General features: G+C 73.9%; 17 protein-coding genes. 5 read left to right on the top strand and 12 right to left on the bottom strand.

What is annotated here, in order from left to right:
* Positions 1–4 precede the first annotated feature (4 nt).
* The 7 genes from JOE63_RS10705 to JOE63_RS10675 form a co-directional block, all read right to left on the bottom strand.
* On the bottom strand, positions 5–745 hold the full coding sequence (locus tag JOE63_RS10705; protein WP_087471835.1) for an SseB family protein: 741 nt from the start codon (positions 743–745) through the stop codon (positions 5–7).
* On the bottom strand, positions 742–1,473 hold the full coding sequence (priA, locus tag JOE63_RS10700) for a bifunctional 1-(5-phosphoribosyl)-5-((5-phosphoribosylamino)methylideneamino)imidazole-4-carboxamide isomerase/phosphoribosylanthranilate isomerase PriA (protein WP_087472915.1): 732 nt from the start codon (positions 1,471–1,473) through the stop codon (positions 742–744). The genes JOE63_RS10705 and priA overlap by 4 nt, the downstream gene beginning before the upstream one ends.
* Before the next feature lie 83 nt (positions 1,474–1,556).
* Entirely contained in the window at positions 1,557–2,234 is a 678-nt protein-coding gene (gene hisH, locus JOE63_RS10695) for an imidazole glycerol phosphate synthase subunit HisH (RefSeq protein WP_204541254.1), read from the bottom strand.
* Positions 2,231–2,743: a hypothetical protein gene (locus JOE63_RS10690; RefSeq protein ID WP_204541251.1), complete on the bottom strand. Its 513-nt coding sequence runs from the start codon at positions 2,741–2,743 to the stop codon at positions 2,231–2,233. Before JOE63_RS10690 ends, hisH begins: the two co-directional genes overlap by 4 nt.
* Entirely contained in the window at positions 2,740–3,339 is a 600-nt protein-coding gene (gene hisB / locus JOE63_RS10685) for an imidazoleglycerol-phosphate dehydratase HisB (protein WP_021482124.1), read from the bottom strand. The genes JOE63_RS10690 and hisB overlap by 4 nt, the downstream gene beginning before the upstream one ends.
* On the bottom strand, positions 3,336–4,499 hold the full coding sequence (locus JOE63_RS10680) for a histidinol-phosphate transaminase (protein WP_204541248.1): 1,164 nt from the start codon (positions 4,497–4,499) through the stop codon (positions 3,336–3,338). Before JOE63_RS10680 ends, hisB begins: the two co-directional genes overlap by 4 nt.
* A gap of 103 nt (positions 4,500–4,602) precedes the next feature.
* On the bottom strand, positions 4,603–5,115 hold the full coding sequence (locus JOE63_RS10675; protein WP_087471831.1) for a Rieske (2Fe-2S) protein: 513 nt from the start codon (positions 5,113–5,115) through the stop codon (positions 4,603–4,605).
* 147 nt (positions 5,116–5,262) lie between these two features.
* Here JOE63_RS10675 and JOE63_RS10670 point away from each other — a divergent pair, with 147 nt between their 5' ends.
* The 3 genes from JOE63_RS10670 (at position 5,263) to JOE63_RS10660 (ending at position 9,442) form a co-directional block, all read left to right on the top strand.
* Positions 5,263–5,694, top strand: coding sequence for a hypothetical protein (locus JOE63_RS10670; RefSeq protein WP_204541245.1), 432 nt, complete (start codon positions 5,263–5,265; stop codon positions 5,692–5,694).
* Between the two features lie 119 nt (positions 5,695–5,813).
* Complete coding sequence (gene adhP / locus JOE63_RS10665) at positions 5,814–6,845, top strand: alcohol dehydrogenase AdhP (protein WP_204541242.1); 1,032 nt, start codon at positions 5,814–5,816, stop codon at positions 6,843–6,845.
* A gap of 341 nt (positions 6,846–7,186) precedes the next feature.
* Positions 7,187–9,442, top strand: coding sequence for a RecQ family ATP-dependent DNA helicase (locus tag JOE63_RS10660; RefSeq protein WP_204543636.1), 2,256 nt, complete (start codon positions 7,187–7,189; stop codon positions 9,440–9,442).
* A gap of 15 nt (positions 9,443–9,457) precedes the next feature.
* Here the strand turns inward: JOE63_RS10660 and JOE63_RS10655 are convergent, their stop codons facing one another.
* Together JOE63_RS10655 and hisD are read right to left on the bottom strand one after the other, a co-directional pair.
* A complete protein-coding gene (locus JOE63_RS10655) occupies positions 9,458–9,937 on the bottom strand; it encodes a GNAT family N-acetyltransferase (protein ID WP_204541239.1) in 480 nt (159 codons plus the stop codon).
* The gene (gene hisD / locus JOE63_RS10650) at positions 9,934–11,259 is read right to left on the bottom strand and encodes a histidinol dehydrogenase (RefSeq protein WP_204541235.1); all 1,326 of its coding nucleotides are present in this window, start codon (positions 11,257–11,259) and stop codon (positions 9,934–9,936) included. Before hisD ends, JOE63_RS10655 begins: the two co-directional genes overlap by 4 nt.
* A 119-nt stretch (positions 11,260–11,378) precedes the next feature.
* On the opposite strand from hisD, the gene JOE63_RS10645 reads away from it, so the two are divergent.
* Positions 11,379–11,615, top strand: coding sequence for an RNA-binding S4 domain-containing protein (locus JOE63_RS10645; RefSeq protein WP_374059022.1), 237 nt, complete (start codon positions 11,379–11,381; stop codon positions 11,613–11,615).
* A gap of 64 nt (positions 11,616–11,679) precedes the next feature.
* The gene (locus tag JOE63_RS10640; RefSeq protein WP_204541229.1) at positions 11,680–12,297 is read left to right on the top strand and encodes an HAD family hydrolase; all 618 of its coding nucleotides are present in this window, start codon (positions 11,680–11,682) and stop codon (positions 12,295–12,297) included.
* Positions 12,298–12,307: 10 nt separating this feature from the next.
* Here JOE63_RS10640 and JOE63_RS10635 read toward each other — a convergent pair whose 3' ends face one another.
* The 3 genes from JOE63_RS10635 to dnaE all read right to left on the bottom strand — a co-directional run bounded on the left by JOE63_RS10635 (position 12,308) and on the right by dnaE (position 16,867).
* Complete coding sequence (locus JOE63_RS10635; RefSeq protein ID WP_204541226.1) at positions 12,308–12,712, bottom strand: pyridoxamine 5'-phosphate oxidase family protein; 405 nt, start codon at positions 12,710–12,712, stop codon at positions 12,308–12,310.
* A 97-nt stretch (positions 12,713–12,809) separates the two neighbouring features.
* Positions 12,810–13,325 (bottom strand): NUDIX hydrolase, encoded by a 516-nt coding sequence (locus JOE63_RS10630; RefSeq protein ID WP_204541223.1) that lies wholly within the window; start codon positions 13,323–13,325, stop codon positions 12,810–12,812.
* Between the two features lie 5 nt (positions 13,326–13,330).
* Complete coding sequence (dnaE, locus tag JOE63_RS10625; protein WP_204541220.1) at positions 13,331–16,867, bottom strand: DNA polymerase III subunit alpha; 3,537 nt, start codon at positions 16,865–16,867, stop codon at positions 13,331–13,333.
* Between the last annotated feature and the right edge of the window lie 7 nt (positions 16,868–16,874).

Genomic DNA, 16,874 nt, shown 5'->3' with positions numbered 1-16,874 from the left:
GGGGTCAGTCCGCCCGGCCGACCCGCAGCTCGAGGCCGTCCACGCGCTCGGACACGACGGCGTCGTTCGCGAGCGCGCCGTTGACCTGCCCGAGCACGGCGTCGAGGCCCGCCCGGTCCAGCCCGGCGTCGATGCGCAGCACGACGGCGACCTCCGCGCGCCGCCCCGGCTCCGCCCACGCCCGCGCGACGTGCGGGATGCCGGCGAGCGCAGCCTGGACCGCGGCCAGCACCTCGGGGTCCACCGCGTCGTCGACGACCGCCGGCGACCACTCCTTGCCCTGGGCGAGCGCCCACACGGCCGGGCGCGGCACGAGCGCGGTCACGGGGCCGCCCGGGTCGAGGACGAGCAGCGACCAGTCCTCGCTCACGGCGGACAGCGCCGCGCGGCGCGCGTCCACGGGGACGGGCCGCGCGCTCGCGCGCCACGCCGCCATCGCCGCGACGGAGGTGAACACCGGGAGCGCGCGGCGCCCGTCCGGCGCCTCGATCGCGACGACGCCGGCCGAGGCCTCCTTGTCGACGGTGTGCCCGTGCTCTCCCTCGCCCGCGCTCTCGAGCTCGGCCAGGATCGGGACGAGGACGCGCGTCTCGCCGAGCCGCGCGACGACCTCGGCCAGCGGGGCCGAGCCCGCGGCATAGGCGGCGAGCAGCGCGGACAGCGCCGGGTCGGCCGACCCGTCGTCGCCCGCGAAGCCGGAGGACGGCGGCAGCGCCTTCCCCGCGGGGTCCGGGCCCGTCGTCACGGCCGGCCCGCGACGTCGAGCGCCTGGGGCAGCGTGAACGCACCCGCGTAGAGGGCCTTGCCCACGATCGCGCCCTCGACGCCCGCGGGGACGAGCGCGCGCAGCGCCTCGAGGTCGGCGAGGCTGGAGATGCCGCCCGACGCGACGACCGGCGCCTCCGTGCGCGCCGCGACGTCGCGCAGGAGGTCGATGTTCGGCCCGCGCAGCGTGCCGTCCTTGGTCACGTCCGTGACGACGTAGCGCGCGCACCCGGCGGCCTCGAGGCGGTCGAGGACCTCCCACAGGTCGCCGCCCTCCTGGGTCCACCCGCGCGCGGCGAGCGTGGTGCCGCGCACGTCGAGGCCGACGGCGATCGCGTCACCGTGCTCCGCGATGACCTTCGCCGTCCACTCGGGGTTCTCGAGCGCCGCGGTGCCGAGGTTGACGCGGCGCGCGCCCGTGGCGAGCGCACGCTCGAGCGACGCGTCATCGCGGATCCCGCCGGAGAGCTCGACCTGGACGTCGAGGCGCGCGACGACGTCGGCGAGCAGCTCCGCGTTGGAGCCGCGGCCGAATGCGGCGTCGAGGTCCACGAGGTGGATCCACTCCGCACCGCCCGACTGCCAGTCGAGCGCGGCGGCGAGCGGGTCGCCGTACGAGGTCTCGGAGCCGGCCTCGCCCTGGACGAGGCGGACGGCCTGGCCGTCGGCGACGTCGACGGCGGGGAGCAGCACGAGGCGGTCGGTCACGGGGTTCTCCATCGGTGTCGGTGGCGCGTCGCTGTCGCGCCGGGTGGTGCGCGCGGGGCGATGTGCACCGGGCGCGCGGTCGGTCAGAGCGAGCGGACCCAGTTCTCGAGCAGGGTCGCGCCCGCGTCGCCGGACTTCTCGGGGTGGAACTGCGTGGCGGACAGCGGCCCGTTCTCCACGGCGGCGACGAACCGCCCCCCGTGGTCGGACCACGTGACGAGCGGGCGCCGGACCGGCGAGTCCGCAGGCAGGTCCTGTCCCGTCGTGAAGGACCGGGCGGCGTAGGAGTGGACGAAGTAGAAGCGCTCGTCCTCGACCCCGCGGAACAGCACGCTGCCCGTGGGCACGTCGACCGTGTCCCAGCCCATGTGGGGCACGACCTCGGCCTCGAGCCGGTCGACGAGACCGGCCCACTCCCCCAGCCCGTCGGTCAGGGTGCCGTGCTCGTCGCCCTGGTCGAACATGACCTGCATGCCCACGCAGATGCCCAGCACGGGCCGCCCGCCGGCGAGCCGCCGTCCGACGATCTCGTCGCCGCGGACGCCGCGCAGGCCCGCCATGACCGCGGCGAACGCGCCGACGCCGGGGACGACGAGCCCGTCGGCGTCCTGCGCCGCGCCCCGGTCCGCGGTGAGCTCGACGTCCGCGCCGACGCGCTCGAGCGCGCGCACGGCCGAACGGACGTTGCCGAACCCGTAGTCGAGCACGACGACGGACGGGCGCCGCCCGCCCGACGTCCCGCCGGGTCCTGCCTCGCTCATGCGCCGTCCTTCCGGGCCCGGCGCGCGGCGGACGTGAGCAGCCGCATCGCCTTCCAGCGCGAGATGGACGAGCTCGCGACGACCCCGTCCAGGTCGGCGAGCGCCGTCGTGCCGGTGAGCAGGTCCTCGAGCGCCTCGGGCGCGCCGCCGAGCACGAGGCCCGGGGCGAGCTGGTCGCCCGCCGCGCCGTCGGCCCAGCGCGTCATGCTGAGCTGCTCGCCGCTGCGCACGACGAGCACGAGCGGCACGCCCTTGACCAGGGTGGTCAGCGCGGCGGCGGCGCGCGCGGGCGCGTCGCCGGCCGTGTCACGCAGCACCGCGACGGCGCCCACGTCGGTCGGCACGACGTCGGCCTCGACCTGCGCGAGCGAGCACGCCGCGGCGAGCGGCTCGGCCCCGGCGATCTGCGTGATGAGCGCGACGAGGTCCGGCCGCGCGGGTCCCGTCAGGGACGAGAGGTCGTCCGGGATCTCGATGCCGTCCAGCGCGTCGTCGTCGTGCGTGCTCACAGGGCTCCCTTCGTGGACGGGACGCCCTCGACGCGCGGGTCCGGCGCGACCGCGGCGCGCAGCGCGCGCGCGAGCGCCTTGAACTGCGCCTCGACGATGTGGTGCGGGTCCCGGCCCGCGAGGACGCGCACGTGGATGCAGATCCCCGCGTGGTGCGCGATCGACTCCAGCACGTGCCGCGTGAGCGACCCCGTGAAGTGCCCGCCGATGAGGTGGTACTCCTGTCCCTCGGGCTCGCCCGAGTGCACCAGGTACGGGCGCCCGGACACGTCCACGACGGCGAGCGCGAGCGCCTCGTCGAGGGGCACGGTCGCGTCGCCGAAGCGGCCGATGCCGACCTTGTCGCCCAGCGCGACGCGCAGCGCCTCGCCGATCGTGATCGCCACGTCCTCGACGGTGTGGTGCGCGTCGATGTGCGTGTCGCCCGTCGCGACGACCTTGAGGTCGATGAGCGAGTGCTTGCCCAGCGCCGTGAGCATGTGGTCGTAGAACGGGACGGTCGTCGAGATCTCCGTCCGTCCCGTGCCGTCGAGGTCGAGCTCGACGAGCACGCTCGACTCGGACGTCGCGCGCTCGATGCGCGCGGTGCGCTTCACAGTCCTGCCACCTCCACGAGGGCCTGTCGGAAGGCCCGCATCTCCTCGCCGGTGCCGATCGACACCCGCAGCCAGCCGTCGGGACCAGTCTCCCGGATGAGCACGCCCCGCTCCAACAGGCCCGCCCAGACCGCGTGCCGGTCGTCGAACGTGCCGAACAGGACGAAGTTCGCGTCGGACTCCGCGACCGCGAGCGCGCGCCCGTCCGGGTGCCGGAGCGAGCGCAGCCACGCGACGGTCTCGTCACGGCGCTCGCGCAGCGCCGAGACCTGCGCGAGCAGCTCCGCCGAGTGCGAGAGGGCCGCGCGGGCGACCGCCTGGGTCACGGCCGACAGGTGGTACGGGAGCCGGACGACCCGGAGCGCGTCGACGAGCTCGCGCGACGCCGCGAGGTAGCCCACCCGGGCGCCCGCGAGCGCGAACGCCTTGGACATCGTGCGCGTCACGGCGAGGTTCGGGTACCGGTCGAGCAGCTCGAGCGCCGAGGGCGTGCCGGCACGGCGGAACTCCCCGTACGCCTCGTCCACGACGACGACCGCAGGTGCCTCGCGCCCGTCGGCGAGCGGGACGCGGACCGCGAGCGCCGCCTCGCACACCGCCTCGACGGTCGCGGCAGGCAGCGCCGTCCCGGTCGGGTTGTTGGGGCTCGCGACCAGGACGACCGAGGGCTGCTCGCGCGCGATCACGTCGCGCACGTGCTCCGGGTCGAGCGTGAAGTCCTCGGCCCGCCGTCCCACGACCCACGCCGTGTGGGTGTCGCGCGCGTACTCCGGGTACATCGAGTACGTGGGCGCGAACGACACCGCGGTGCGGCCCGGGCCGCCGAACGCCTGCAGCACGTGGAGCATGATCTCGTTCGACCCGTTGGCCGCCCAGAGCTGCTCGGCGCCCAGCACGACGCCGGACTCCGTGCCCAGGTACGCCGCGAGGTCGGCCCGCAGCCCGAGGAAGTCGCGGTCGGGGTAGCGGTTGAGGCCGGCGGCGGCGTCGCGCACGGCCTGGGCGATCGTCGCGACGACGGCCTCGCTCGGCGCGTGCGGGTTCTCGTTGACGTTGAGCAGGACCGGGACGTCGAGCTGGGGCGCGCCGTACGGCTCGACGCCGGCGAGCTCGGGGCGCAGCGGGAGCAGGGGCCGTCCCGCGACGGAGGGTGGGGTCACCCGGACAGTCTACGAACCGTGCGCGCACCGACGTCCGTGACGTCCGGCACGCGGGCAGCGGCGCCTCACGCCACCACCCGGACCGTGCGGGGCCGGCCGCCGCTCAGGCCGAGGTGACCTCGCCGCCGTCGACCGTCACGGGCACCTCGGGCAGGGGCGACGGCGCGGGGCCGCCCAGCACCGCGCCGGTCGCCAGGTCGTACCGAGACGCGTGGCACGGGCAGAGGAGCTCGCCGTCCCCGGGCGCGACCGTGCACCCCTGATGGGTGCAGATGGCGCTGAAGGCCGCGAACGTGCCCTCCTCGGGCTGCGTGACGAGCAGCGGGGCGCCGTCGACGGTGACCGCGAGCGCCCCGCCGACCGGGACGTCGTCGGCGCTCGCGAGCGCCTGTCCCGGCTCGACGACGGCCTCGCCGCCCCCGGAACCGCCGGCGCCGCTCGTGCCTCCGTCCGTCGTCCCCGACGGCTCGCCACCGCACGCGGCGAGCAGGGCGAGCGCGGCACCCGCTCCCGACCCGGCCAGGACGACGCGCCGCGTGGCTCCGAGCGGGCCGCGCGGGACGGGTTCGGACCGCAGGGTGTCCTCGGCGGGGACCGCGGGGTGCGGTGCGTCCATGTCCGGCCTCCTTGCGCGGTGCGTGGACGGACGAGCCCGTCGACCCGTCCTGGTCGCCCGGCGCGCGAGACGCCGCCGTCGGCGGTTCCATTGAAGCACCGGGGTGCAGGAGCCCGCGCCCCGACCGCGCGAGCGGAGGAGACGACGATGTCCAAGACCACGGGGCCGCCGACCCCGCCCCTCCGGGAAGGACGTGCGCTGGGCGCATGGGTCCTGCGTGGCCTGACCGCCGCCGGACTGCTGCTCTCCGCCGACGTCCACCTCGTGCTTTTCGTCGAGGGCTACCGCGACATCGACGTCGTCGGCCCGCTCTTCGCGCTCAACGCCGTCGCGGGGCTCGTCCTCGGCCTTCTCGTCCTCGTGTGGCGGCACTGGCTCCCGCTCCTCGGCGCGGTCGGCTTCGGGGCGCTGACCCTCGCCGCGTTCTACCTCTCGGCGACCGTGGGCTTCTTCGGCGTGAACGAGACCGTGGGCGGGACGCAGCAGGTGCTCGCCGCGGTGAGCGAGTGGGTCGTCGTGGTCGCCGGGACGCTCGCCCTCGTGGTGGAGAGGCGAAGGTCGCGAGCCGCAGGGTCGTGAGTCGTCCAGACCGCCCCCTCGCCGCGACGACGGGTGCCCGCACGCGTAGCGTCGAGGACGAGGCGGGACCGCCGGCACGGTCCGGCCGCCACTCTCCCCGAGGATCCGAGGTGATCGTCATGCCCACCATGCGTGCCGCCGTCGTCCACTCCTTCACGGACCCCCTCAGCGTCGACGAGGTCGAGGTCCCGTCGCCCGGGCCCCACGAGGCGCTCGTCCGGGTCGACTACACCGGCGTCTGCCACACGGACCTGCACGCCGCGCACGGCGACTGGCCGGTCAAGCCCGCTCCCCCGTTCGTGCCCGGCCACGAGGGGGTCGGGACCGTCGTCGCCGTCGGCGACCAGGTGACCCGCGTCCGGGTCGGCGACACGGTCGGGAACGCGTGGCTGTGGAGCGCGTGCGGCGAGTGCGAGTACTGCGAGACGGGCTGGGAGACCCTGTGCCCCAACCAGAAGAACGGCGGCTACTCGGTCGACGGCTCGTTCGGCCAGTACATGCTCGTCGACTCGCGCTACTGCCCGGTGGTGCCCGACGGTGTCGACCTCTCCGCCGTCGGCCCGATCCTGTGCGCCGGCGTCACCGTCTACAAGGGGCTCAAGGTCACGGACACCCAGCCCGGCGAGTGGGTGCTGATCTCCGGCATCGGCGGCCTCGGGCACATCGCGGTCCAGTACGCGGTCGCGATGGGCCGCCGGGTCGCCGCGGTGGACGTGGACGACGAGAAGCTCGCGCTCGCGCGCAAGCACGGCGCGGAGGTCACGGTCAACGCGGCCACGTCGCCCGACGCCGCGGCCGAGATCCAGGAGCAGACGGGCGGCGGCGTCCACGGCGCCCTCGTGACCGCCGTCAACGCGCACGCCTTCCCCCAGGCGGTCGGCGCGCTGCGCCGCGGGGGCACGGTCTCGCTCGTCGGCCTCCCGCCGGAGAAGTTCCCGCTCGACATCTTCACGACCGTGCTCTTCGGGCTGACCGTGCGCGGGTCGATCGTCGGGACGCGCAAGGACATGGCGGAGGCGCTCGACTTCTTCGCGCGCGGGAAGATCAGCCCGACGTACACGGTGCGACCGCTCGACGACATCAACGCGATCTTCTCCGAGATGGAGGAGGGCAGGATCGACGGTCGTGTCGTGATGGACATGCGCTCCTGAGCGTCCACGCGGTCCGTCACGGCGGCTCGCGAACCCGTGCCGGGTTCGCGAGCCGCAGCCTGTGCACGACGACCCGAGCGTCGGCGGGTGCGCCTACGATCGTGCGGGTGAGCCCCACCGACCCGTACGCCGACCTGCCCTTCGACCCGGCCGACGCACCGCCGCTCGACGAGCCCGCCGACCCGTACGGCGACCCGTGGGCGGGGGACGCGCCGTCGGGGCCCGCGCCGTCGGTGCCCGCGCCGGACGCGGCACCGGAGCCGCGCGAGGAGGCGGGCGACGGCGCCGTACCGACCCCCGTGCCCGACGGCGGGGAGGCGGCCAAGCGGGCCAAGCTCGCCATGCTGCGCGGCCTGCTCGACGGGCAGTCGCTGCGCGAGGACGCCGAGACGGCGCTGCGCGCGCTCGTGGGGCGCGACGACGCCGCGCTGCGCGAGGACCAGTGGCGCGCGATCGAGGCGCTCGTGGCGTTCCGGCGGCGTGCGCTCGTCGTGCAGCGCACCGGGTGGGGCAAGTCGGCCGTGTACTTCGTGGCCACGCGCCTGCTGCGCGACCGCGGCGCCGGGCCCACCGTCATCGTCTCCCCGCTCCTGGCGCTCATGCGCGACCAGATCTCGGCCGCGGCCCGGGCCGGCATCAAGGCCGTGACCATCAACTCCGCGAACGTCACCGAGTGGGACGACGTGCACCGGGCGATCGCGGCCGGCGAGGTCGACGTGCTGCTGTGCTCGCCGGAGCGGCTCAACAACCCCGGCTTCCGTGACGAGGTGCTCCCGCGGCTCGCGGCCGACGCCGGACTCGTCGTCATCGACGAGGCGCACTGCATCTCGGACTGGGGCCACGACTTCCGTCCCGACTACCGGCGCATCCGCACGCTCCTCGCCGACCTGCCGCCGGGCATCCCCGTGCTCGCGACGACCGCGACCGCGAACGCACGCGTGACCGCGGACGTCGCGGAGCAGCTCGGCGTCACCGCGGCGCACGCGTCCGGTGCTGTCCCCGGAGCCGGCGAGGCGGGCCACGAGGACGTGCTCGTCCTGCGCGGCGGGCTGGACCGCGAGTCCCTGCACCTCGCCGTCCTGCGCCTGCCCGACCAGCCGACGCGCGTGGCGTGGCTCGTCGAGGCGCTCCAGGACGTCGACGGGTCGGGCATCGTCTACTGCCTCACCGTCTCCGCCGCCGAGCAGGTCGCGAGCCAGCTCCGCGCGGCGGGGCTCGCCGTCGCCTCGTACACGGGTCAGACCGACCCGGCCGAGCGCGAGCGGCTGGAGGAGGACCTCAAGGAGAACCGGGTCAAGGCGCTCGTCGCCACCTCGGCGCTCGGGATGGGGTTCGACAAGCCCGACCTCGCGTTCGTCGTGCACCTCGGCGCGCCGAGCTCGCCCATCGCCTACTACCAGCAGGTCGGGCGCGCGGGCCGTGGCGTGGACTCCGCGGTCGTCGTGCTGCTGCCCGGCGAGGAGGACCGGCGCATCTGGGAGTGGTTCGCCTCGACCGCGTTCCCGCCGCAGGCCCAGGTCCGCACGACGCTCGACGCGCTGAGCACGGGCGGGACCCAGTCGGTCGCGCAGCTCGAGACGCAGGTCGACCTCAAGCGCTCGCGCCTCGAGGGCATGCTCAAGGTGCTCGACGTCGACGGCGCGGTCCGGCGCGTCAAGGGCGGTTGGGAGGCCACGGGGCGGCCGTGGTCGTACGACGCGGAGCGGTACGAGCGCGTCGACGCGACCCGCACCGCCGAGCAGCAGGCGATGCTCGACTACGAGGCGACGGACGGGTGCCGCATGGCGTTCCTGCGCGCCGCGCTCGACGACCCGGAGCTCGAGGACGGGTGGCGCTGCGGGCGCTGCGACACGTGCGGCGGCGTGACGCTGCCCGCGCTGCCCGACGCCGAGGCCGTCGCCGCCGCGCGCGCCGACATGGACCGGCCCGGGGTCGAGGTCGTCGCGCGCCGCCAGTGGCCGAGCGGCATGGACCGCCTGGGGCTCGACCTGCGCGGTCGTCTCGGCGCCGACGAGCTCGCGGAGACCGGGCGCGCCGTCGCGCGGCTCGACGGGCTCGGCTGGTCAGCCCCGCTGCGCGAGCTCTTCGCCCCCGCGACGCCCGACGGCGATACGCCCGTTGCGCTCCGGCGCGCGGCAGCACGGGTGCTCGACGAGTGGCCGGAGCTGTACGAGGCCGCCCCGCAGACCGAGCCCGCGACGGACGCCGGCGAGGACGGCGCCGCGAGCGCGCCGGAGCGTCGGCTCCTCGTCGACGGCGTCGTCGCGGTGCGTTCCGCGACCCGCCCGCGCCTCACCTTCCACCTCGCGAACGGGCTCGCGAGCTACCTCGGCAAGCCCCTCATCGGCGCCGTCGGTCCCGTCCCGGGGCGCGAGGAGCCGGGTCGGCACGACGTGAACTCCGCGACGCGCCTCGCGGGCGTCGCCGGCCGCCTTCAGCTCGAGCTCTCGGACGGCGCACGGGCCGGGTTGGCCGGGCGACGCGTGCTCCTCGTCGACGACTACACGGAGTCGGGGTGGACGCTCACGGTCGCGGCGCGCCTGCTGCGGCAGGCGGGCGCGGCAGCGGTGCACCCGTTCGTCCTCGGCGTGCGCTGAGGCGGCGAGAGCGCGTCACCACCGCAGGCGGAGCTCCGTGTAGGTCGTGTCGACGAAGCCCAGCGTGCGGTACAGCGACTCGCCGTCGGCCGTGGCGTGGAGGGAGACCGAGTCGGCGCCGCTCGCACGTGCCCAGTCGAGGGCCGCGTCGACGCACGCGCGCGCGAAGCCCTGCCCCCGCGCGCCGGGCACCGTGCAGACGTTCGACAGGTGCGCCGTCGTGCCGTGCGGGTTCCGCGCGGACGGCACCGACCGGTGCAGCTCGACGAGCGCGCACGCCTCGACCTGGCCCGGTCCGTCGACGACGAAGGCCACGACGTCGTCCGAGGCGAGCATCCGGGCGAACCACTCCCTGGCCCGGTGCTGCCAGACCCCGTCCTCGGCGTCCGCCTCCCCCATCGCACGCATCAGGTGGACGCGCAGGGCGACGAGGTCGTCGGCGTCGCGCGGGACCGCGCGCCGCACCGGCGCGCGGTCCTCGCGCTCGACCGTCACAGGAACCGCGCCCGCACCGCCTCGCCGTGCGCGGGGAGGTCCTCGTCGTTCGCGACGGCGACGATCCGGTCCGCCAGCTCCTCGAGGGCTTCGCGGTCGTACTCGATGACCTGGACCGCCTTGACGTAGCTGTGCACCCCGAGGCCGCTCGAGAAGTGCGCGCAGCCGCCGGTCGGGAGCACGTGGTTCGAGCCGGCCATGTAGTCGCCGAGCGAGACGGGCGACCACGGGCCGACGAAGATCGCGCCCGCGCTCGTGACGCGCTCGGCCACCGCTGCCGCGCCGTCGGCCTGGATCTCGAGATGCTCCGCGCCGTAGGCGTCGACCACCTGGAGACCGTGCTCGAGGTCGTCCACGAGCACGATCGCGGACTGCGGACCGGCGAGGGACTGCGCGACGCGCGCGGCGTGCTTCGTGGCCGTCACGAGGTCCGCGAGGCGGGCCTCGACCGCGGCGGCGAGCTCGACGGACGGCGTGACGAGGACGGCCGCCGCGAGCGGGTCGTGCTCGGCCTGGCTGATGAGGTCGGCCGCCACGTGCCCCGGGTCGGCGGTACCGTCCGCGAGGATCGCGATCTCCGTGGGCCCGGCCTCGGCGTCGATCCCGACGACGCCCCGGACGAGCCGCTTCGCGGCAGCGACGTAGACGTTCCCCGGTCCGGTCACGACGTCGACCGGCTCGCACAGCACGTCCCTGTCCTGCGGCTCGCTGCCCGCGGCGCCGTAGGCGAACATCGCGACCGCCTGCGCGCCGCCCACCGCGTAGACCTCGTCGACGCCGAGCAGCGCGCACGCCGCGAGGATCGTCGGGTGCGGGAGGCCGTCGTTCTCCTTCTGCGGCGGCGACGCGACCGCGAGGCTGCGGACGCCCGCCTCCTGCGCGGCGACGACGTTCATCACCACGGACGACGGGTAGACCGCGAGGCCGCCGGGCGCGTAGAGCCCGACGCGGCGCACGGGCACCCAGCGCTGGCGGACCTGCGCACCGGGCGCGATCTCGACCGTGAAGTCCTGCGGGCGCTGCGCGGCGTGCACGAGCCGCACCCGACGGATCGCCTCTTCCAGGCCCGCCCGGACGTCCGGGTCGAGACTCGCCAAGGCGTCGGCGAGGGCGTCCGCCGGGACGCGCAGGTGCTCGGGGCGCACGCCGTCGAACCGCTCGGCGTACTCCCGCAGGGCGTCCGCGCCACGTGCCCGGACCGCCTCGATGATCGGGGCGACCCGATGCGCCGCGTCCTCGACGCCGAGCTCTGCGCGCGGCAGGGTCTCGACGAGCTCGCGGGCGGACAGGGAACGTCCTCGAAGATCGATGCGGGTGATCATGGGTCGAGTCTAGGAGCCCGCGCGACCCCGCGACGAGGCGTTTCGCCCACCGGTCGCACCGCGCGGGTCGCGGCACGCCGCGTCGCGCCCACCCGGCGCGGGCGGGGAGAATGGGTGGCATGAACGCGCCTCACGACGCCCGCCCCGTCGAGATCTCGGACGACGTCATCCGCCTCGGGCAGTTCCTCAAGCTCGCCGGCCTCGCCGAGTCCGGGGCCGAGGCACGCGAGCTCGTCACGGAGGGCGAGGTACGCGTCAACGGCGAGGTCGACACGCGCCGCGGCCGCCAGCTGCACCGTGGCGACGTCGTCTCCGTGGACCACCCCCAGGGCTCCGAGAGCGTGACCGTCGCCTGAGCGACGGCGCCCGGCACGCGGACACACGCTCGGGAGCCCGGTCGGAGCGGGCAGGCTCTCGCCCATGACCGTCCGACACGTCCTCCTCGACGCCGACGGCGTGCTCCAGCACGTCCCGGGCGGCTGGTACGCCGCCATGGAGCCCTACGTCGGTAGCCAGGCCCGTGAGTTCCTGCACGACACCTGGCGCCGCGAGCTGCCGTACCTGACCGGGGAGGGCGGAGACTACCTCCCCTTCCTCGCCGACGCGCTGGCCTTGTACGGGGTCGACGAGCCCGCCGACGTCGTGTACCGCGACGTGTGGCACCGGATCGAGGTCGTGGACGAGTCCGTCGCCCTGGTCGAGGCCCTGCGCAGTGCCGGGTACGGCGTCCACCTGGGGACGAACCAGGAGCGTGAGCGTGGGGAGCACATGCGCGACGCGCTCGGGTACGACGCGCTCTTCGACGTGAGCTGCTACTCGTACGCGCTGGGGGTGGCCAAGCCGGACCTCGGGTTCTTCGTCGGGGCGGCACGACGGATCGGGGCCGCGCCGGCCGAGATCCTGTTCGTCGACGACACGCCCGCCAACGTCGAGGCGGCCCGAGCCGCCGGGATGCCGGCGATCCGGTGGTGCCTCGACGACGGCCACGCGGTGCTCCACGAGGCGCTGGCGAACCAGGGCGTCCGGCTCGACGCCTGAGCCGCGCAGGTCAGGCCATGTAGGTCGACGCCATGACCTTGTCCGGGGTGAGACGGAGGACGACGCGCTCGGGGTTGTGGTCGAGCGGGCGGTACCGGCGGGCGTAGCGCGCGACGGCGTCCGCGACCTCGTCCTCGTCCTCGACGACCTCGATCGTGCCCTCGAGAGTGATCCACCGGCCTCCCTCGACCTGGCACACCGCGGCTCTCGGCGCGTTGCCGTCCGCCCCCGGGAGGCGCGCGTTGCGGGCCTTGACCGAGGCGCGGTTCGTCGTGATACGCAGCACGCCCGCGTCCGCGTCCCACGTGAAGGCGACGGGGACGACGTGCGGTGTGCCGTCGGCGCGCAGCGTGGTGAGGGTCGCCAGGTGGCGTTCGGTGACGAAGACGAGCTGTTCCGGGTTGAGGCGCATCACGGCGTCGAGCCTACGGGTTCCGGCACCGGACGCCGCGGGCGCCCGTGCCCCGGACGCCCCGTCCACGCCTCACGCGTCAGGTACCAGGTGTCAGGCGTCAGGTGTCGAACCCGAAGGTCATGATCGGCGGCACGGCGCCGGCAAGGAGTGCCCGCAGGACGTGCAGCTCGTGCGGGACGACGGGGTCCGGCAGGTCGTCGAGGCCGAACCACCGCAGGTCGGCCGCCTTGTCCCGCTCCAGGAGAGCGGCCTCGCCGACCCACTCCGTGGCCGTGAAGAAGAAGTCGACACGTTGCTCGAGCGCCGGGCCGCCGGGCTCGCCGCGGTGCAGCACGGTGAGGGGCTGAAGAGCGGCGGGTCGGATCGCCACGCCGAGCTCCTCGCGTGCCTCGCGCACCGCCGCCGCCACGACCGACTCCCCGGGCTCGACGTGCCCGGCCGCCGCCGCGGCCCAGAACCCGTCCCGGTAGCCGGTGCCCTGCCGGAGCTGCAGCAGCACCTGGTCGCCGCGGCGCAGCAGCACGTACGCCGCGGGCACGACCCGGAACCGGTGCGACGCCGAGCCGTCGTCCCACGACGCCCGAGCGGCGCCGACGACGGCCTCCTCCGTCATCCGCGTCAGCCGACCAGGCAGGACGGCCCGAGCAGCGCCTTGAGGTCGCCGAACAGCGCCGGCGACTTCTCGACGCGCAGCCCGTCGCCGGCACGCACGACCGTGGTCTTCCCGGGCTCGAGCACCTGGACGTGGACCTCGGCCGAGCCGGGGTGCGTCGCGAGCACCTCGCGCAGACGCACGATGATCGGCTCCACGCAGCGCGTGTGGGACACCTTCACGGCGAGCGGCGACTCCGCCCCCACGGTGATGTCGGGCAGCGACACCTCCATGGCCTGGAGCTGCATCGTGTCGTCGCGACGGCGCACGCGCCCCCGCAGCACAACCACCTGGTCCTCGGCGAGGATCGTGGAGTAGGCGAGGTACGTCTCGCCGAAGAACATGACCTCCACGGCACCCTCGAGGTCCTCGATGGTCACCGCCGCCCACGGGTTGCCGTTCTTGCTCATCTTGCGCTGCAGCGACGTGACCAGGCCCGCGATCACCACCGTCGACCCGTCCGGCCGGCCCTCGTCGGCGAGCAGGTTCGCGATGCCGGTGTCCGCGGCCCGCGTGAGCACGTGCTCCAGGCCCGAGAGCGGGTGGTCGGACACGTAGAGACCGAGCATCTCGCGCTCGAACGCGAGCCGCTGCTTCTTGTCCCAGTCCGGGAGGTCGGGCACGTCGACCGAGAACGACATGCCGTCCTCGGCGTCCCCACCGAAGTCGGCGAACAGGTCGAACTGTCCCTCGGCCTCCTTGCGCTTGACGCTGATCACCGAGTCGACCGCCTGCTCGTGCACGACGAGCAGCGCGCGCCGCGGGTGACCGAGCGAGTCGAACGCGCCCGCCTTGATGAGCGACTCGATGGTGCGCTTGTTGCAGACGACGGCCGGCACCTTGTCGAGGAAGTCGGTGAACGACGTGAAGGCGCCCTTCTCCTCGCGCGTGCGGATGATCGCGTCGACGACGTTGGCGCCGACGTTGCGCACCCCCGTGAGCCCGAAGCGGATGTCGTTGCCCACGGCCGTGAACTTCGCCGCCGAGTCGTTCACGTCGGGCGGCAGCACCGTGATGTGCATGCGCCGGCACTCGTTGAGGTACAGGGCGAGCTTGTCCTTGTCGTCCCGCACGCTCTGCAGGAGCGCCGCCATGTACTCGGTCGGGTAGTTCGCCTTGAGGAACGCCGTCCAGTACGCGACGAGGCCGTAGCCCGCCGAGTGCGCCTTGTTGAACGCGTAGCCCGCGAACGGGACGAGCGTGTCCCACACGGCCTGGATCGCGCCGTCGGAGTACCCGCGCTCGCGGCAGCCCGCCTGGAAGGGCACGAACTCCTTGTCGAGGATCTCCTTCTTCTTCTTGCCCATCGCGCGCCGCAGCAGGTCGGCCTGGCCGAGCGAGTACCCGGCGAGGATCTGCGCGGCACGCTGCACCTGCTCCTGGTAGACGATGAGCCCGTAGGTCTCGTCCAGGATCTCCGCGAGCGGCTGCTCGAGCTCCGGGTGGATCGGCTCGATCTTCTGCAGGCCGTTCTTGCGCAGCGCGTAGTTCGTGTGCGAGTTCATGCCCATGGGGCCCGGGCGGTACAGCGCGATGACGGCCGAGAGGTCGTCGAACTTGTCCGGCTTCATCTGGCGCAGCAGCGCGCGCATCGGCCCGCCGTCGAGCTGGAACACACCCAGCGTGTCGCCGCGCGCGAGCAGGTCGTAGGACGCCCTGTCGTCGAGCGTCAGCGACTCGATCTCGATCGGGTCCTTGCCGTTCATCTCGATGTTCTCGAGCGCGTCGTCGAGGATCGTCAGGTTGCGCAGCCCGAGGAAGTCCATCTTGATGAGCCCGAGGCCCTCGGACGTCGGGTAGTCGAACTGGGTGATGACCGCCCCGTCCTGGGGGCGGCGCATGATCGGGATGATGTCGATGAGCGGGTCGCTCGACATGATGACGCCCGCGGCGTGCACGCCCCACTGACGCTTCAGGCCCTCGATGCCGCGCGCGAGCTCGACGACGCGCTGCGCCTCGGGGTCCGTGTCGTGGAGCTGGCGGAACTCCGCGGCCTCGGGATAGCGGTCGTGCTTCGGGTCGAAGATCCCGGACAGCGGGATGTCCTTGCCCATGACGGCCGGGGGCATCGCCTTGGTGAGCTTTTCCCCCATGGCGAAGGGGAAGCCCAGCAGGCGCGCCGAGTCCTTCAGGGCCTGCTTCGCCTTGATCGTGCCGTAGGTGACGATCTGGGCGACGCGGTCGTCGCCGTACTTCTCCGTGACGTACCGGATGACCTCCCCGCGCCGACGCTCGTCGAAGTCGACGTCGACGTCGGGCATCGACACGCGCTCGGGGTTGAGGAACCGCTCGAAGATCAGGCCGTGCTCGAGCGGGTCGAGCTCGGTGATGCCCATCAGGTAGGACGCCATCGATCCGGCGGCCGAGCCACGGCCCGGCCCGACGCGGATCCCCTGCTCCTTGGCCCAGTTGATGAAGTCGGCGACCACGAGGAAGTACCCCGGGAAGCCCATCTGGATGATGACCTCGGTCTCGTACTGCGCCTGCTTACGCGACGCGTCCGGGATCCCGGCCGGGTACCGCCGGTGCAGCCCGCGCTCGATCTCCTTGACGAACCAGCTCGTCTCGTCCTCGCCCTCCGGGACGGGGAAGCGCGGCATGTAGTTCGCCTTCGTGTCGAACGACACCTCGCACTGCTCGGCGATGAGCAGCGTGTTGTCGCACGCCTCGGGCAGCTCCGCGAACACGCGACGCATCTCCGCCGCCGACTTCACGTAGTAGCCGGTCCCGTCGAACTTGAACCGGTCCGGGTCGTCGAGCGTGGAGCCGGAGTTGATCGCGAGCAGCGCCTCCTGGCTCGACGCGTCGTCCTCGCGCACGTAGTGCAGGTCGTTCGTCGCGACGAGCCGCGCGCCGATCGTCTCCGCGAGGCGCAGCAGGTCCTGGGTGACCCGGGTCTCGATGTCGAGACCGTGGTCCATGAGCTCGACGTAGAAGTTCTCGCGCCCGAACACGTCCTGCAGCTCGCCTGCGGTCCGCACGGCCTCGTCCCACTGGCCGAGCCGCAGGCGGGTCTGGATCTCCCCCGACGGGCAGCCGCTCGTCGCGATCAGGCCCTTGCCGTAGGTCTGGAGCAGGTCCCGGTCCATGCGGGGCCACTTGCCCATCTGGCCGTCCAGCGACGCCAGCGACGACGCCCGGAACAGGTTGTGCAGGCCCTCGTTGTCCTTGGCGAGGAGCGTCATGTGCGTGTACGCGCCGCGCGCCGAGACGTCGTCGGACTCCTGCCCCTGCTGACCGAACCGTACGCGCGTCTGGTCGAACCGGCTGGTCCCCGGCGTGATGTACGCCTCGACGCCGATGATCGGCTTGATGCCCTTGGCCTGCGCGCGCGACCAGAACTCGAACGCCCCGAAGACGTACCCGTGGTCGGTCGTCGCGATCGCCTTCTGGCCGAGCCGCTCGACCTCGTCGAACAGGTCCCCGATCCGCGCCGCGCCGTCCAGCATCGAGTACTCGGTGTGGACGTGGAGGTGGACGAAGTCCTCTGTGGCGGTCGACATGTACCGA

The sequence above is a fragment of the Cellulosimicrobium cellulans genome (genome assembly GCF_016907755.1).
Taxonomy (GTDB): Bacteria; Actinomycetota; Actinomycetes; order Actinomycetales; family Cellulomonadaceae; genus Cellulosimicrobium; species Cellulosimicrobium cellulans_D.
This window is presented reverse-complemented; position numbering and strand designations above follow the sequence as displayed.

What these genes read in the sequence shown, in the direction of transcription:
- JOE63_RS10645 (WP_374059022.1), top strand. Translation starts at nt 11,379, where the DNA reads ATGAACGCGCCTCACGACGCCCGCCCCGTCGAGATCTCGGACGACGTC.
- hisD (WP_204541235.1), bottom strand. Translation starts at nt 11,259, where the DNA reads ATGATCACCCGCATCGATCTTCGAGGACGTTCCCTGTCCGCCCGCGAG.
- JOE63_RS10640 (WP_204541229.1), top strand. Translation starts at nt 11,680, where the DNA reads ATGACCGTCCGACACGTCCTCCTCGACGCCGACGGCGTGCTCCAGCAC.
- JOE63_RS10670 (WP_204541245.1), top strand. Translation starts at nt 5,263, where the DNA reads ATGTCCAAGACCACGGGGCCGCCGACCCCGCCCCTCCGGGAAGGACGT.
- hisH (WP_204541254.1), bottom strand. Translation starts at nt 2,234, where the DNA reads ATGAGCGAGGCAGGACCCGGCGGGACGTCGGGCGGGCGGCGCCCGTCC.
- JOE63_RS10675 (WP_087471831.1), bottom strand. Translation starts at nt 5,115, where the DNA reads ATGGACGCACCGCACCCCGCGGTCCCCGCCGAGGACACCCTGCGGTCC.
- JOE63_RS10660 (WP_204543636.1), top strand. Translation starts at nt 7,187, where the DNA reads ATGCTGCGCGGCCTGCTCGACGGGCAGTCGCTGCGCGAGGACGCCGAG.
- JOE63_RS10630 (WP_204541223.1), bottom strand. Translation starts at nt 13,325, where the DNA reads ATGACGGAGGAGGCCGTCGTCGGCGCCGCTCGGGCGTCGTGGGACGAC.
- adhP (WP_204541242.1), top strand. Translation starts at nt 5,814, where the DNA reads ATGCCCACCATGCGTGCCGCCGTCGTCCACTCCTTCACGGACCCCCTC.
- dnaE (WP_204541220.1), bottom strand. Translation starts at nt 16,867, where the DNA reads ATGTCGACCGCCACAGAGGACTTCGTCCACCTCCACGTCCACACCGAG.